This is a genomic window from Lysobacter antibioticus (genome assembly GCF_001442535.1).
In the GTDB taxonomy this organism is placed as follows: domain Bacteria; phylum Pseudomonadota; class Gammaproteobacteria; order Xanthomonadales; family Xanthomonadaceae; genus Lysobacter; species Lysobacter antibioticus.
Map to the genome: position 1 here is coordinate 5,632,803 of NZ_CP013141.1, position 14,641 is coordinate 5,647,443.

The 14,641-nt window shown below is 57.1% G+C and carries 18 protein-coding genes (2 of these 18 only partly in view); 8 read left to right on the plus strand and 10 right to left on the minus strand.

All coding sequences use genetic code 11. The features are described from left to right. The 6 genes from GLA29479_RS22770 to GLA29479_RS22780 all read right to left on the minus strand — a co-directional run. On the minus strand, positions 1-1,080 hold the 5' portion of the coding sequence (locus tag GLA29479_RS22770) for an autotransporter-associated beta strand repeat-containing protein (protein WP_082638930.1). Its footprint begins 24 nt before the window's first position; the window shows 1,080 of its 1,104 coding nt (coding positions 1-1,080); its start codon is at positions 1,078-1,080; its stop codon lies beyond the left edge, outside the window. Continuing rightward, positions 963-1,304, minus strand: a complete 342-nt coding sequence (locus tag GLA29479_RS26215) for an ESPR domain-containing protein (RefSeq protein WP_425599994.1) — start codon at positions 1,302-1,304, stop codon at positions 963-965. Before GLA29479_RS26215 ends, GLA29479_RS22770 begins: the two co-directional genes overlap by 118 nt. A 901-nt stretch (positions 1,305-2,205) precedes the next feature. Beyond that, on the minus strand, positions 2,206-2,544 hold the full coding sequence (locus tag GLA29479_RS24090; protein WP_248842778.1) for a YegP family protein: 339 nt from the start codon (positions 2,542-2,544) through the stop codon (positions 2,206-2,208). A 432-nt stretch (positions 2,545-2,976) separates the two neighbouring features. Beyond that, positions 2,977-3,546 (minus strand): hypothetical protein, encoded by a 570-nt coding sequence (locus GLA29479_RS25010; RefSeq protein WP_144436705.1) that lies wholly within the window; start codon positions 3,544-3,546, stop codon positions 2,977-2,979. A gap of 117 nt (positions 3,547-3,663) precedes the next feature. Continuing rightward, positions 3,664-4,161, minus strand: coding sequence for a hypothetical protein (locus GLA29479_RS22775; RefSeq protein WP_144436706.1), 498 nt, complete (start codon positions 4,159-4,161; stop codon positions 3,664-3,666). Beyond that, on the minus strand, positions 4,158-5,606 hold the full coding sequence (locus GLA29479_RS22780; RefSeq protein WP_057972954.1) for a hypothetical protein: 1,449 nt from the start codon (positions 5,604-5,606) through the stop codon (positions 4,158-4,160). The genes GLA29479_RS22775 and GLA29479_RS22780 overlap by 4 nt, the downstream gene beginning before the upstream one ends. 580 nt (positions 5,607-6,186) lie before the next feature. On the opposite strand from GLA29479_RS22780, the gene GLA29479_RS22785 reads away from it, so the two are divergent. Further along, positions 6,187-6,492: a hypothetical protein gene (locus GLA29479_RS22785; RefSeq protein WP_057972955.1), complete on the plus strand. Its 306-nt coding sequence runs from the start codon at positions 6,187-6,189 to the stop codon at positions 6,490-6,492. A gap of 836 nt (positions 6,493-7,328) precedes the next feature. Here the strand turns inward: GLA29479_RS22785 and GLA29479_RS22790 are convergent. Next, positions 7,329-7,748: a hypothetical protein gene (locus GLA29479_RS22790; protein ID WP_057972956.1), complete on the minus strand. Its 420-nt coding sequence runs from the start codon at positions 7,746-7,748 to the stop codon at positions 7,329-7,331. Positions 7,749-8,299: 551 nt separating this feature from the next. On the opposite strand from GLA29479_RS22790, the gene GLA29479_RS22795 reads away from it, so the two are divergent. The 5 genes from GLA29479_RS22795 to GLA29479_RS22805 are packed head-to-tail and all read left to right on the plus strand — an operon-like array spanning position 8,300 to position 11,391. Next, complete coding sequence (locus GLA29479_RS22795) at positions 8,300-8,584, plus strand: hypothetical protein (RefSeq protein ID WP_057972957.1); 285 nt, start codon at positions 8,300-8,302, stop codon at positions 8,582-8,584. Beyond that, positions 8,577-8,933 (plus strand): helix-turn-helix domain-containing protein, encoded by a 357-nt coding sequence (locus GLA29479_RS24095; protein WP_057972930.1) that lies wholly within the window; start codon positions 8,577-8,579, stop codon positions 8,931-8,933. Before GLA29479_RS22795 ends, GLA29479_RS24095 begins: the two co-directional genes overlap by 8 nt. Before the next feature lie 9 nt (positions 8,934-8,942). Then, positions 8,943-9,959, plus strand: a complete 1,017-nt coding sequence (locus tag GLA29479_RS22800; RefSeq protein ID WP_057972929.1) for an ImmA/IrrE family metallo-endopeptidase — start codon at positions 8,943-8,945, stop codon at positions 9,957-9,959. Further along, entirely contained in the window at positions 9,956-10,591 is a 636-nt protein-coding gene (locus GLA29479_RS24100; protein WP_082638923.1) for a C1 family peptidase, read from the plus strand. Before GLA29479_RS22800 ends, GLA29479_RS24100 begins: the two co-directional genes overlap by 4 nt. 2 nt (positions 10,592-10,593) lie before the next feature. Next, positions 10,594-11,391 (plus strand): thymidylate synthase family protein, encoded by a 798-nt coding sequence (locus tag GLA29479_RS22805; RefSeq protein ID WP_057972958.1) that lies wholly within the window; start codon positions 10,594-10,596, stop codon positions 11,389-11,391. Between the two features lie 9 nt (positions 11,392-11,400). On the opposite strand, the gene GLA29479_RS22810 is transcribed toward GLA29479_RS22805, so the two are convergent. Genes GLA29479_RS22810 through GLA29479_RS22820 form a run of 3 tightly spaced genes read right to left on the minus strand, consistent with a single transcriptional unit; the run spans position 11,401 to position 13,592 of the window. After that, positions 11,401-12,072 carry a uracil-DNA glycosylase gene (locus tag GLA29479_RS22810; protein ID WP_057972928.1) on the minus strand — a complete coding sequence of 224 codons (672 nt, stop codon included), beginning with the start codon at positions 12,070-12,072 and terminating at the stop codon, positions 11,401-11,403. Then, positions 12,069-13,277 carry a nucleoside triphosphate pyrophosphohydrolase family protein gene (locus GLA29479_RS25515; RefSeq protein ID WP_057972927.1) on the minus strand — a complete coding sequence of 403 codons (1,209 nt, stop codon included), beginning with the start codon at positions 13,275-13,277 and terminating at the stop codon, positions 12,069-12,071. Before GLA29479_RS25515 ends, GLA29479_RS22810 begins: the two co-directional genes overlap by 4 nt. A 24-nt stretch (positions 13,278-13,301) precedes the next feature. Then, complete coding sequence (locus GLA29479_RS22820) at positions 13,302-13,592, minus strand: DUF4031 domain-containing protein (protein ID WP_057972926.1); 291 nt, start codon at positions 13,590-13,592, stop codon at positions 13,302-13,304. Positions 13,593-13,636: 44 nt separating this feature from the next. Between GLA29479_RS22820 and GLA29479_RS26220 the strand changes: the two genes are divergently transcribed. Further along, a complete protein-coding gene (locus GLA29479_RS26220) occupies positions 13,637-13,975 on the plus strand; it encodes a helix-turn-helix domain-containing protein (RefSeq protein WP_057972925.1) in 339 nt (112 codons plus the stop codon). Further along, on the plus strand, positions 13,941-14,641 hold the 5' portion of the coding sequence (locus GLA29479_RS25015; RefSeq protein ID WP_425599956.1) for an SLATT domain-containing protein. The gene runs 16 nt beyond the window's last position; only the first 701 of its 717 coding nucleotides appear in the window; its start codon is at positions 13,941-13,943; the stop codon falls past the right edge of the window. The genes GLA29479_RS26220 and GLA29479_RS25015 overlap by 35 nt, the downstream gene beginning before the upstream one ends.

Consider the following 14,641-nt stretch of genomic DNA (forward strand, 5'->3'; position numbering starts at 1 on the left):
TGATCGCGTCGAACTCAACGCGATTCCCGAACCGCCGCCCATCGCGATATTGCCGGTCAGGGTCAGGGTGCCGCTGCCGCGGTTGCGCAGATACGCTGCCTCGCCACTCGGGCCGGCGGGCGGGTCCAACTGCCAATTGCGATTGGAGCTATCGCCGTCGCCCAGGTAATCGAGAACGGCGTCGGTCTGGCCGGAAGAGCCGAGACTGATCGTGCCATTGGCGACGGTGGTGGGCGCACCCAGAGAGCTGGCCACCCCCAGGTCGGCAATGGAAGTGAAACTGGACGCAGACCCGCCAAAGAAGCTGGTCCTGCCGGTGTAGTTGTTGAGGTTGTTGCTTACCGCCACGCCGTTGAACTGCGGGTTGCCACTGCCGGTAAAGAAGCCGCTGCCGACACCGGCGCCGAACAGCGAGACACCACCGTTGAGCGACACCGTTCGCCCGGCCAAACCGCCGCCCGTCGAGCCGACATCGAGGCGGGTCCCGTTGGCCATATTGACGGTATTGGCGATATTGCCGAGGGCCGAGTTGCCATTGACGGCCAGCCTGCCGGCGTTGACGTTGACGCTTCCGGTAAACGTGTTAACGCCGTTTAGGAACAGATTGCCCGTGCCCGCCTTGGTCAACCCCGCCGATCCGGCGATGACCGAGTTGATGGTCGTACTGATGCTGGTGCCGCCGTTGACGGTGACGGTCGGCGTCACGCCGCCGAGGGTCAAAGTGCTGCTATTGAGTATGTAGCCGTTGACGTCGAAAGTGAGGTTGTGGACCGTGATCGGCACGCCCAGAGTCACGGTGCCGGCGGTGCCGCCGAAGAAGGCATCGTCGAGTACGGCGTTGTTCCATGCGCTGTAAGGCCCGCTGACGCCGTCGCCGTTGGGGCTCCAGAACGCGCTACTGAGATTCCACGTGCCATTGCCTCCACGACCAACAGCCGTGCCGTTAGGGTCCCAGAACCGATTCACCGCCTGTGCCGGGGTATACAGCGACAGCAGCGCCAAGCACACGCCCAACTGCAGTGGCCAACTGCGCGCGGGGGGGAGCCTTCGACCTGGTTCCGGTCGAGCATGATGGCGCATGTGCGTCTGCGTTTGTCGACCCCTCCTCCGCTCTTGCCCCGGGAGGTAGCGAGTTCTGACGCGACGACCCAAGTATTCAGTGCGTGCGACCAGAGGATGCGGAAGATGCGGTTCATAAGTTTCTCCGGGTGACCGGTTCGCCTGCAGCACGATGACGCGCCTGCTACATCAACGACGGTCGCTATGTACAGATAGAGGTGATGTGCGGAATTAAGCGATCCCATCTCGAATGGCGCGACAAATGCTTCAAATCCGGCGATCAGAAGGGCGGGAGCCTTCGTGGAACGGCCAGGCCGGCGACCTGAGAGCACGACGAGATCTGGCACGATGCGCGGTATCGAGGCAGCGCGAGCCACCCTCTAGTGGTAAGCGTTAGCTCTCGGTTGCGAAAGCGTCTACACAATGGCTACGGTGCAAGCGAACTCTCCTTGCTGCATCACTCCGCACATAGTGGTCCGAACCTCAGCGAGGCTCTCCGCGCGAGCAACTTCATCTCTTGCGTGAGACAGCGTTATTTTTGGTGAGTGTCAGATAGCGAACTGCTAGCGCCTGTGGCTCGACGGCGCGGTAGATTCGACTCATGGCCTGCCCTCCCACACGTGAAACCCTAGCTGATCGAACCACGAATGCCATTGCAACGCTCAGACATCCGAGGTTCTATTGAACAGTCGGGCTATAGCAACTGATGCCGGACATAGACGGCAAAGCATTCCAAGCGGCCATCCTTAGCGACATTTACATCCATCGTGCTCCGATAGCTGTAGGCGGAGGCGGCTTACTCGCGGAGACAAGCCGCCTCCCGAAGACGGGGCGACCAGGGGGAAGGATCGCGCGCCTTCACCCCCTATTTATCATGAATAATTGATACATTCGTCACACTTCTAGACGCCGCCGACGAACGGTCAAAAAATTCGTTCAACGGGGCAAGCGCGCCCCAAAGTTGCCGGCCCGTCGCCAAAGAACCGTAGCGGTTCAACGTGCGCAACAATGGCTGCTAACAATTCATTCAAGCCGAAGCCGCTTCGCAATCATCGCCGAGTCTGAAGGAGATCGAGGGGTGCCCCCTCGATCTTTGGACTTTGAACTAGATCTGATCGTCGACTTCCGCCATCGGCCCGTTCGCTTTCACCGACGCAATGCCACCATCCCGAGCCGACTCAGCCCGCTCGTTCCGATAACCTGGCCATTCGATGCCTTGAGATTGAACATCGGCTTGCCGCTGCTGGAGTCCTTACGCTCATAGCGTTCATCGAGCACTGAGTTCTTCTTTACCGATTCGATACCATCCTCCGCACTACCCTTCGCATTGTAGAGCTCGCTAGTCAGAATGGTTCGTGGTTGCCCGCGTCCAGGACAAACCGGAACTGTGAGCCGGAACGACTGAGTACATAACGTGAGATGCTCACGTAACCTGCTGCAGAGTCGGAAGCGGCGGCAGAACGATTCGACGTCGACGTTGTTCAAGCCCTACAGAAGAATCGGCTGGATATAGCAAAGCTGATGGCCATGTCGATTGCCGGTCTAAAGCCAGCGTTAGCGGGATATGTTGCGAATCATCAGTCTCGGTGGGGGCAGCAAGATGGTGGCGCAAGATCATTCCATCAGCCCGAGTACGGTTCGGACTCATGAGGAAAGCGTCCTTCCGCAAGCTGGAGTGCTAGGCGCATGCTACGGCGACGCTGACGGCTACGCGGACCGGTCTGCTTCTGCACAGAGGTCGGGGCAAGCTCAAGCCTGGCGCTCTCTGATGTATGCACCTTCGGTTGCCGAGATAGAACAGGTTTGGCCGAGCGCGGCCCGCACCCTCCACTTTGCGAGTCAATCACGGCTTGGCGCTCTGGCGAGGCTCGGCAAAGGGCGTCGGCATCATTCCGGCACAGACATGGGTGCCATCGACTACAACAACTCGAACCGCCGCCCGTTCCATCGAGCCTGGACGGTGCGTGGCCCTCTTAATGAGCCCGCAGACGCTCCGCTCCAGTAGTAGCTCGCTGAAACCAAGCCATTACTGAAAAGAATAGTGGGCTGACCAATGTCACCGCCCAAAAATAGCGAGTTGCTGCCACTGAACCTTCCATGCGTTTGCTGGGCGGCACCAAGATAGTATCTCGATGGCCTGCCAGCAGCCTCTAGGCTCATCAGCACGATCGCGTCTTCGTCGCCGTCATTATCCAGATCTTTATACAAAGGACCGCTCACCACCCGTATCCGGTCCGCACCGAGGGCTTTGCCAGCGGCTTGAGACAGCTGACCAACACCACGATTCAGCACGACGGTCTCTCCGTCGATCGAATAGGTTGCATCCGCCGGATCGGTGCTCCCCGACGGGATTGATGGCACCGTGCGTGCATCGGTGTTCGCTGCCGCATTCGATGTCGCATCTGAAGCGGGCGAAGACTTGCCTGTGCAGGCCTGCATACCCAAAACCGCTAAACCTACGATCGACCATTTGTGTAGTCGGGCCATGATCTCGATTCACCCACATGTCCTATCGATATTAATGCCCCTCACTCATCACGCGATAAGTGAGGGGTGCCTACTCGGCGGAGCGGCTATCCGCATCGGATACACCCCGCCCGATGCCTATCGTTTCAGCTCTTTGGCCGCCGACAGCGTCGAAGGATTACGACGATTGGTGCTCGGGTAAGCCGTTATGACCATGCCGTTATCGCTGACCACAATGACCACGTTGGTTGCCACATAGGTCCGACTCCCGTAAGCGAACGAGATTGACGCATAGTTCCGCCGCTGATTAGTAGGCCTGGCGGGGTCCCTGGTAATATCCACTGGCCCATGGCTCACGAGCGCCGACATGATGAGGTCGGTCAACATAGCCGACGAGGTTACACCCAGCGTTTCCCACTCGTTCTGGTGTCCGCCGGGGCGGGTCGTCCAAATATGCTGGAGGCCGTAGCCGAATCGCGCAGTGTCGCCGTGCTGTCCGGTGACGTTCGGCAGGTAGACCACGAGCCTGCCCTGTCCAACGCGCATACCGTCATAGGCAGCCGCGGCGATATACCCGGAACCGCTATTGAAATTCGCCTCCGTCATGCCAAACGGCAGGCCGACGCGGGTATTCACCACCGTCCTTGCGAGTTGAGCATAGCCGGCGTCGCTTGGCCGGTAATAGTGTCCGCCATTCGAAACCTGGGCCCCAAGGCTGATGACATCGGTTTGCTCTGTAGCCGGTCGTCTCCTGCGCACGCCCTGTTGGACGCACTGGAAGCCGTCGTCCGCAGCGACAGTCTTGGTGGTGCAACTGGCCGATCCGACCCCTTTCCTTTTTTCTTTCCTTTGGCCGAGTCGACACGCGGCGCAATCGGCGCGATCGGGGTTGCGCTTGCTCCCGAGCTATAGGCAATGCGAGCGGCATTGTTGAGCAACCCCAGTGCATGCTGGGGATTATTGGTGATGATGGTATTCAGTGCCGCGCTGGTGGTGACAGGCAAACGGGAACTTCCTGCCCCAACCGCGGCCTCGTCCAGGTAAGTCGTAATGGCGGTAATCGCACTTTGAATTTCGGTGAACGAAAGCTCAGCCATAGAGGTGAGCTCGGTGCGCTCGCCCGCCGTACAGACTCCCTCGTCTACATCATCCGTCTCCGGACGATCCAGGCATACCTGGTAATTCATCGCAGCGGCGAACGAATCGTCGTTGGTGACGGCAGTGGTATGGCTGTCGATCAGTGTCAACAAAGGTGTATTGGTGGGCTGAGTGTCGATTACGGGAATCACGTCAGGCTCACTTGAAGGGCAAGCATCGGCCCCCGGCAAAGCCCAAAGCCCTCGCCCCCTGATAATCTGAATAAACTGATAAAATGCACCACCAAGCCAATCGATTGCCCGCACACATCTCCTGGCCCGATGACTTTCGCTCCTTTCAACGAGCGGAATTTTAATGTCTTCAACGTAGGCCAAGGCACTCGTTGCAGCATCCACGTAGCGCTTGGGAGGGTAAAATCCCCACGCATCCGGCTTGCTTTCTCTCCATAGGATGCCGAGCATGGAATACGGGCCAAGGCTCCAGGGGCCAGGGTCCTGCGGCCCGGCGAACAGGTATGGAGACCTCGACCACAGTTCGACCTGTTTCTTATCTAGCGCAATACGATCAGAAACAGAATTTTGCTCCTCAACCCGGCCCGAAGCGAGCTGAGCGCCAAGAACGACACGGCCATCCACTATCTCGGCTTCATTCATGGTGAAGACCATGAAGCCACCGTAATCGATATAATGCGGCAGCTTACCTTGCAATTCCGACGGAACCTCTTCGTCCGGCACGATGTACATCGTAAACAACGCATAGGTCGATTCAACCTCGCGCGTCAAATCGACAAGAACGAACTTCTCATAAGTCGGCGGGACGAGAGTCAATCTCTGGAAGCCTAGAATCGGCGTCTTGGCCATGAGACTCACATCCAGCGTTTTCCTGTCGATAAACCTTGCGCTGATTGCATTCATATTGTCCGGCGCTAATTCCTCCGCTGTGTCCAACGCCGAATAGAACGAAAAATCGCTAGTCTTCACCAAGGCTGATATCTTTCGGGCGACTTTCGTCGCTGCCGACTGATCGTCCCAACTGAAGAGATTGTCCGTAAAAACGCCACGCTGCGAAGGGAGGTGGCTTTCATTGTAGAACTGCTCAATTTTCGCCCCCCCTCCACTTCCGTTTTTTTCTGAATACAGCCCCCTCGAACGTATCGGCTCCGGGTTGAGCCATGGCCTGCGAAGCAAGCACTATTGCCGCAAATGCGCATAAGATCGCCTTTTTCATCATCACTCCCTTTATTGATTCTAAAGTTTGAGGGCAGTCGCGCGAATATCTTCTCCGCCGATCTTCGCCCGAAATTTTTTCTATCGGCGGCTCCTGCGCCGCCTGACAGCGATAGAAAATCCTATGAGGGTCCGGCGACTCTCCCCAGTAAAGTCAAATCCGGCAAATAGATATTCTGAGTGCACTCAATTGATCGCACCTACCGCATGGCACATGTATCGCGGCAGCATCGGGCCGCTCTTGCCGCAAACATGGGGCGGTCCTGGATAGGGATTAGATCTAGGATGCGAAATAGCGAATAGTCGTTGTCAGATAGGCAAAGAATTCCAACTTAGGTTGATCGACTTGTTCGTGACTCAAGTCACGGCGCGTACGGCTGTCGACCTGATGGGAATTCATCGCAACTCGGCGGTGCTGAACTTCCCCAAGCTGCGCCAATGCATTGCCGCTCGGATGGCCGAAGTCGAACCGGAGATCGCGGTGTTCGGATGCAGCGAGAGCGACTTTGGCGGAGTGCGCAAGGGCAAACGAGGGCGAGGGGCCGCCGGGGAAGTCTGTGTGTTCGGCAGCCAAGCAGCAGAATGCGCTCTCGTTTGTGCGCCTCGCCTCCTGAGGGAGCGCCTGCACCACCCTTCGCATTGAACAGCTAGGCGCCCATCTTTCTCCCGCCTAACAACGACGGGTAGAGCTTCTGACTCGTCCCCACGAGCCATCGCCTGGCTGCTTTCGGTGTGTAGATAACGCAGCAGATTTCGGTCTTTCGTTCTTCGTAGCAGTTTGAACTGCGGCACGATCACGAGCGGATCCCGCCTGAAACATGCCCACGAAAGATAGCAAAAGGATAGAACAAGAGATACCGTCTAACTGCATTTCCGCTCCCTCGGTTGGTTTGTCTATGTTCCTTCTATCGGATTCTTTAGATGCACTTGATCGCTCGAACAGCACGGCCGCCCATCTTCTTCTTTAGAAAGATAGATACCTTAGACGGCTTGGAATGCATAGGCACGCACCGCGAACACCCGGTTCGCAAATCGGCAACGCTTGCCAGCGCGTCCCGCCAAGAAGGCAACCCTTGCGTAGCGAGCTCTAAAGAGATCGCCGGAAGCGGTCTGCCAAATATAGAGTCACTGTCGATCCCTCTTTGTGCCTTCAGCAGCGCCCATATAGTTTGCTTCCAGCAGTCTAATCTGCGGCCCTCCCTTCTACAGGCAGTTCCTAGTTCCGATACACCATCACTACCGTTAAACGCCTGAGAGCTCAATGCGCTCAGCTTCGCAAGAAACGCGAAGATCTTGGTCGCCCAAGCGGAGACTGATGCCGGCCGGGTACAGACGAGAGGCTAGCCAAGCCGTTAGTTGCCCGCCGACTACAGCTGCTCCCAGCAGATATCCGAAGTAATCGCTCACACGCCCCCTCCGTCAGCCCTTGATGCCGCTGTAGACTATCGACCGTGAAAGGGGAGCCATTTCAAATATCGCCTATGGGACTACCCGCATCGCCTCCCGCTCCAAGACATTGAATTGGCTATCCTGGATCTCGATGGTGCCCGTGTACTGAGCTCCGGCCCCGCCAGCCGAGATGAAAACGCAGGTATAAGACAAGTTACCAGCTATTCGGGCGCCGTAACTGCAGTTTTCGTTCTGCCTCAATCCACTCGACACATTGCATGTGTTGAAGGCCAAGGGGACCGGAGCGGCGCTTGTGTTGGTATAGATCGCCAAAGCTCTGAGTGGTTCGCCCACGGTCGAGCCAAATTGAAAAATCCTACAGGTTACCGTCCCACCGCTCGGCCCGCCCTTTGAGAAGAGAGGCGGAGAGACCAAGCTCTCGGCCCATGCGGCACTGGAAAACAACATTGCCAGCAGGAAGGCGATGATCATTTTCGCTTGCGCTTTCATCTCATTCTCCTGAGAGTTGTGCGTTCTGATGTGCGGCCACGGGAAAAGCTAGCGTCGCTCGTAGAATTGAAATGTGCTTGCCGTCCACAGGTGAGGTTTGGTGGGCTTCGGAATTTGTGCGCGCCAAACGTGCAGTCGCGGATCGCGACGGGACATTGCGTGAGATTGCATGTATCGGGTAGCAGCCAATGTTCGACTGTCAGCAAGTCGGCCCCCCTCGGGTCTAGGGCCGATGGATATAGGGCGTGCTTTTTGGGCTAGCCACTGAATTCGAGCCGAGCCGCGAAGCGGCTTCGGCTCGGACGAATTGCTAGGCCCTTGGCTACCAACACCCGGCCGTTCAACTAGGCGGACCACTGCCCAAGCATTCCCCAGCGGTAGGTAACGCGTTGTCGACGCCTACCAGCAAGGGCAAGCCTACGATTGAGCATTTGACCTATGGGGCGGGCTGGCACCGTTTGTCGGCAAGTCAGCCTGCGCCCCTTTTCCTGAGCTTTTGGCTATGGTACGTTTTTCGTACATATATTGTGCGATTCTCGGCGGGGGGCCAAATGGACGACAAAAAGCGGGAAATCGAGGCGTGCCTTGAGCGCTTCTGGGACGAGATGTCTATCGAAATGGGCGAGGATCCTCAAGACACCGGGACCTTGATCGGTGCGCCCCTGGACTCCTTGACCGCAATGGAGGTGATGCTGGAAATCGACAAGCTGCTGAATCGAAAGATTCCAGCGGACATCGTTATCCGCAAAGGTGGATACGAATCGCGGGATCAATTCGTTGAGGATTTGACCGCGGAAGTTCTCAAATACGTGGCGGCGGAGCATACCGATGACTAGCCACGACAAGGATGCTCAAAGGGCCGAGATGGCGGAGCGGCTGCGGCAATCGCGGGAATATGTCGGCCTGTCTCAAGAAGAAGTCGCAAATGCATTAGGATTATCGCGCCCGGCGGTGACTCATATCGAGTCGGGTAGTCGCAAAGTGGAGGCCACCGAGCTGAGCGTTCTAGCCCGCTTGTATAGAAGGACACTGGAATACCTGTTGACGGGGAAGGAGCCGCCCCCGCAAGGACCTGAGCAGTTGGCCTTCTTAGCGCGGGCAATTAAGGGGTTGTCAGAGAGCGATCTCGATGAAGTGGCCCGATTCGCAGAGTTTTTGAAGCATTCAACGAAGACCAGCCGATAGGAGTAAGGAATGCTCCCTCACATCAGGAACGCCGCCGATCGAGCCAGAGAGGTCTATCACGACTCGGGTGCCAAGGCCCGTGTCGAGCAGGAGGGGTATACGCGAGTAGACCCTTTCTTGATTGCTGGGGGAGAGGGCGTTCCTGTGCTTCTTCGCCCCATGGACAAGCTTCTAGGAGCGTTCATTCGAGATGACGTGTCCGGGATCCTTATCAATTCCGAGCGGTCGGCGGGACTGGTGCACCTGACCTGCGCCCACGAACTCGGGCACTATTTCATGGGACATGGCTCGACGGCTGACGATTCCATGGACTTCGGGCCAAAGTCGGAGCGCCAGGAACAAGAGGCCGATTGGTTCGCATATCACCTCTTGACCCCTCGCGGCCTGCTTGCCAACGTCATGCGCCGCAAACGCTGGAGCGTCCAGTCGCTCAAGGACCCAACCGTCCTTTACCAGCTCTCCCTGCGGCTGGGAATTAGCTACACGGCTACGGCATGGTCACTCGCCCGCCAGAAGCTTCTGGAGACTGGCGTGGTCAAAGACCTACTACGAATTCAACCGATCGAAATCAAACACGCTCTGCTTGAGGGGCATCATTTCGAATCGCGCAAAGAGGTTTGGCTGTTGGATGAAACGGACCGCACCAGCATCCTCGAGCCGCGCACAGACGATCAGATACTGGTTAGGTTGAAGAGCAAAGCCTCATCGGGCTATCTCTGGTCATTAGGTGAACTCGCATCAGAAGGGTTCCAGGTCTGCCCAGCCCAGCGCCCCGCCGAGAAGGTGACCGACCCAAAGCAACTCGTGTTCGGTGTCACTACGGCTGAGTTCGTGTTGACTGTCGACGACCCGTCTCAAGCCGCGAACGGCGCCCCCATGATCCTGGCCATGGAGGAGAGGCGTCCGTGGCTGAAGGATGGCGAAGTCAACGCCGCGTTCGAAACCAGAGCCAAGTTTGAGCAAATTGGGCCTGGTCTAACCCGTGTTGCCAAGCAGCAGCTGTTGAGCGAGGTGCCAGTCGCGTGATCATCAAGGAAGATATCTCCCTATCGCAGACAGGCAACCCTGCGCGAGACCAAGGGGAGCGACCAACTTGCATTGCATTCGCGCTTTCGGAGCTAAACCTTCGATTCGCTCCGCAGGTCGAAGTGCTAAGCCCTGAGTACGTCTACCAGGGCGCTGCCAACTTGACGCCTAACTGGGCTCCGGGCGCCGGTGTCCGCTTAGGGCTTGCCCTGCAAGCGGCGTCATCCGGACAACCTGTCGAGGCAGACTTCCCGTACCAGACAGCGGAGCCCTCAGCGCCAGTTGCGACACCCCCAGCTGGTTTCGCCCTTTACGGCACGTTGCTTGATTTGCTCCCGCATGATCCCGAATCGATTGTTGAAACGCTTAGCAATCATCGGCCTGTTGGCCTTGGCCTGAGGTTGACTCAAAGCTTCTTCAACCCAGTGGACGGACTGATCGAATTCGAACAGTTGCCTGCGCCAAACACCGTCCTTCACGCTGTCACGGTGGTTGGGATTGGTCGGGACGAGAGCGGTGCTCCTTACTTCCGCATCCGCAACAGCTGGGGTGACAGTTGGGGAACGCACGGGCAGGCTTGGCTCCCTGAAACCTATATTCGCGAGCACGCAATCTGTGCTTTTGGAGGGTAAGCGTGGCAAAGGTATTCAGTGATGAACGATTTGTTCCTGTCTGGTTGGCCGCAGCGCGAAGCTTGAATGCGACACCTCAGAAGACAGAACGAAACTTTGTACTGGAGATCACCTCGCCGACTCTGCTCGGCGCCGGCGAACTGCAGATCATCAACGAAATTGACTCCACACTTCGGAAAACCGCTGACGGGATCGGCGTATATACCGTTGCTGGAACCATCTTTCCGCAAGGGCCGTACCTCCGGTTCGGCCGCCCCGACTTCTATAAGCGCTACCTGGACTCCATGAAGTCAGGGAAGAAGCGAGGGACTTGGGGTACGTACGCCATGCGCATGATGGATCGTTCCCATCCTAAGTCGAGAAAGACCAACAATCCTCTGGAAACGATCGTTAGCAAGCTTCAGAAAACCAAGACTGAGCGGAAAATAAAGTCCGCCTATGAGCTCGGCATCCACGATGTCAACGACTTGCTTGAAGGAGAAGTTGGATGCGAACTTCCCATTTACGAGCCCGCTATCGACGGGGGGCGCGCGACGAACATCCCCTGTCTCAGTCACCTGAGCTTCAAGCTCACCCCCGCGGCGGGCGCCGTCGATCTAACCGCAGTGTATAGATCACATCACTATGCGCAGCGAGCCCTCGGCAACTTGGTCGGGCTGAGTCAGCTACTACACTTTGTAAGCAAGGAGTCCGGATACGCTCCCGGGGTCTTAACCTGTATAAGCACGTTGGCTCACTTGGACGTGAGCTCGTTCGGAGGTGCCGACGCTGCAACCGCATTGTTAAAGCGGTTACCGTAGCCCTAGGGGTCAGAGCAGAACGGCCTGCCGGGTCCGGTCCAAGGCGTTGGCTGGCAGTCTATAAAGGCGCTGCATACCATCACGGAATTCCTTGACTCCGCCATAGCTCGGATGGCGAATAGTGATCACCGTTACACCAAACCGCTGTGCATAGGACGCCGCATCCTGCCCGATCCCAACAATCTGCCGGATCTTCAACCAGGAAATCAGGGCGCTGTTCAATTCATCGACCTGGTAAAGCTCGCGAGCTGTGAATCGGCGATTGGTGAACGGATTGTCAGGCTCGTGAGGATGAAATGGGAAAACGTTCCACAAGAGCGGTGGCGTTTCGATCGCTCTGATGACGGACCAGATCTCGGCTGCCGTACGTTCTGCAACAGCTGGGCCGCGAGTAGCTTGCCGAGAATGGCAACCGGGATAGCGCCTCGCTAGTTCCGGAAGATGGTACTCATCGGTCAAGGCTAGGCCAGTTCGGCGGCCGCCGCGGTAGCCGAGATCCCTACCCATCCAGATCGTGTCGACGCCGATCTCTGACGCTGCCGCCAAGTAGGTCCGCAGATTCCTCCTTCTGGACTCAGCAGCATCCGCGCGATCATGCACAGGACAAACGTCCGCATACGGGTTGAAGACGTTGTTGAGGCTCAGGGAGGAAAGCGCTTTAACGAAGGCGGTCGGGGTCATTGTACTGCTAACGTACTAAATGGGCGAAACGATAACTCGTGGCTTTCCATGTCTACTGAGACTATTCCACCACGGTGCAGTCTCAGAAGACGAAACACCTCAAATCCTTTCAAGATCGCGAGCTCCCACTGCCAGAGTCTACATTGGTCCACCTCGTAACCAGCAACCATATTTTGAATCTGCTTGAGGAGTCCGTAGTCGAGCTTGCCGGCCTCCACACCATCGTAGAATTCAAAATATTTGGCGTGGTTGAAGATCCAAGTGGCGATGCCTTCCTCAATGATCATGGCACGTGCACCGTCCTCGTTCTGGTCAATCTTTCCATCGGACTTGCGCTTGCGCTTCAGCAGGCCCCTCACTACGGGCGACCATCCAAGATAAGCAATGTAGGCGAGATGGAACACATCGTGAAAGCGGTAATCGTCTGCCTCGTTGCTATTATCGGTGAGGCGATCCCCGATGAAGACGCCGTTGAGCAGTTGAACTACGTAGCCATCGCGTTCGACGAACTCAATCTCGAATTGTCTTGGGAGCTGCTCGTGAGCGGGGAACTTACCATCTGGGTCGAAATAGTCCGTATAGATCCTGTCGTCGCCCGGCCAGCGACTCGAAATTTTGTCGAGGTTGTCCCGCGCAATGCTCTCGACACGCAGGTCAAAGCAGCCACAAGTGAGAACCCACTCGGCAAATAGGGTGCCAAAGTGTTCCCGCAGCGCTGGTGGACTCATCGCCCGAAACTGAGTTAACGATGTGCTGGCAAGACTTCCGGCTGCATTAGCTAAAATGCCCAGCTGCCTGACTCTGTCCAGGTCCCAGCCTTCTTTGTGGGTATCAAGGATCCCGTCAATTTGGCGGAAACTCACGGGCTCGGACACGGGTCGATCGTTTTCTCCGAAGCGCTTGCGCAATCGACGGATGCAGTGTTCGCCCAACTCATTGGGCGAAATCTCCAGGAAGGTCGCCGTCCCAACCAAATACCAGAGTGCATCGCCCAATTCTTCGGCGGCTAGAGCACTCCGTGGTTCCGTCAACTGATCGCGGACAGCCTTCTTTACCGAGGCGAGCAGCCCCCCAGCCTCTCCGAAGTACCCGAAGCGGAGATTGTCGAACTCGTCAGGCGTGCTCTCAAATCGATTGGTCTGTCGAGCCTTAAGTGCGTACTCGGGCAACGAGAGCGGCTGTGGTTGGGGTAGCGCGCGGATCATCTAGCAGTCCTTCGCCAAGAGGCGTTACCAGGGCATCATCGCTTGAGCGTTCCGCTGCAGCATATCTGCTCGGACGCGCTTACAGCAGGCGATCAACGTGGCGCGGTCAGCATCGATCGCCCCCATCAGCAAGGCGCGGTCACGAACCCTCATTGTTACGTCGTAGTGAGGATAGCGCCCCTTATTCTGAAACCAGCGGCGTTGCAATCCGAGCCGGGCCGCAAAATCGTGAAGTTCTTCCATCGAGTCGGCCACCAAGTGGCACCAATCTTTGCCCCGCCAGCGAATGCCTTCTGAGTCCACATAGACGGCCATCCGGGCTCGCAAAGTTGCAAATAATGTGCAAATATTTAGCACATATGGCCGAGCGATTCAACACACAAGCGGACGCCTTGCGGCTAGGGAAGCGCTTGCGTGAAGCTCGTGCTAGGGCAGGGATAACGCTTATTTTTGTGTCCGAGCAGACGGGGGTCGACCCCGGGCAAATTTCGAAGATGGAGCGCGGGCAAATGATCACGCTCTCTCCAAATGTGCGCAAACTTTGCACATTTCTCGGGGTGTCCGCTTTTTCCGTTCGAGCGCCGACAAGTGAGCTTGGCGCCAGGATTGACGCGTTGGTCGCCGGGGTGCCAGGCAGCGAGACGAGGGTGGCCAAGCTTATCGATGCAATCGAGGAACTTGTTCGGAACGCGACCTAGCTGGGCGCGCGCATCCCTCGATCCGAGCACCGTGGTGCTCCTGGAGCAATGGCGGCGCCAGTATGCTATCCGGCGCGCAACGCGCAGCGCGGCGACTCAGGGAGGGAGGAACGTGGAAAATGTTGAGAATCGCATTAACGAACTGGTGCGACGGACGAAGATCACCACCAGGTCAAGGTATCGAGCCAGCGAGCGCCTTGAGCGGCACCACAAGTTTTCGCAATGGACTGTGTCGCTCATATCGGCAGCGCTTGTATTTGTGCCGATGATGCAAGCGTTCAACATCCATTTTGGTGTCGAGGCGATCTATCTCAATGCCACGCAAGCAGTTCTTGCTGTGCTCATCCTGGTCTACTCGCTACTTCTCGGCCAAGAGAACTTCGTTTCGCGATCAGAGGCGATGCACCGCAATGGCGTCGAGCTTGGGCGCTTTGCTAGAAAGCTCGCCGGGATAAATGGTCCCGTGACGGCTAAATATTACGCTGAACTGACGAAGGAGTATTATGACATCCTCGAGAAGTACGCGAACCACAAGCCTATTGACTATCTCTTCACGCTGCTCACGGAGAAGCCCGAGAGTCGTAGCGAGTGGCTGATTTACGTCGGTCGCTGGACCAAAGCCCGATTGGTGACCGCCATGATCTTCTCCCACTACTTTGTCGCTAT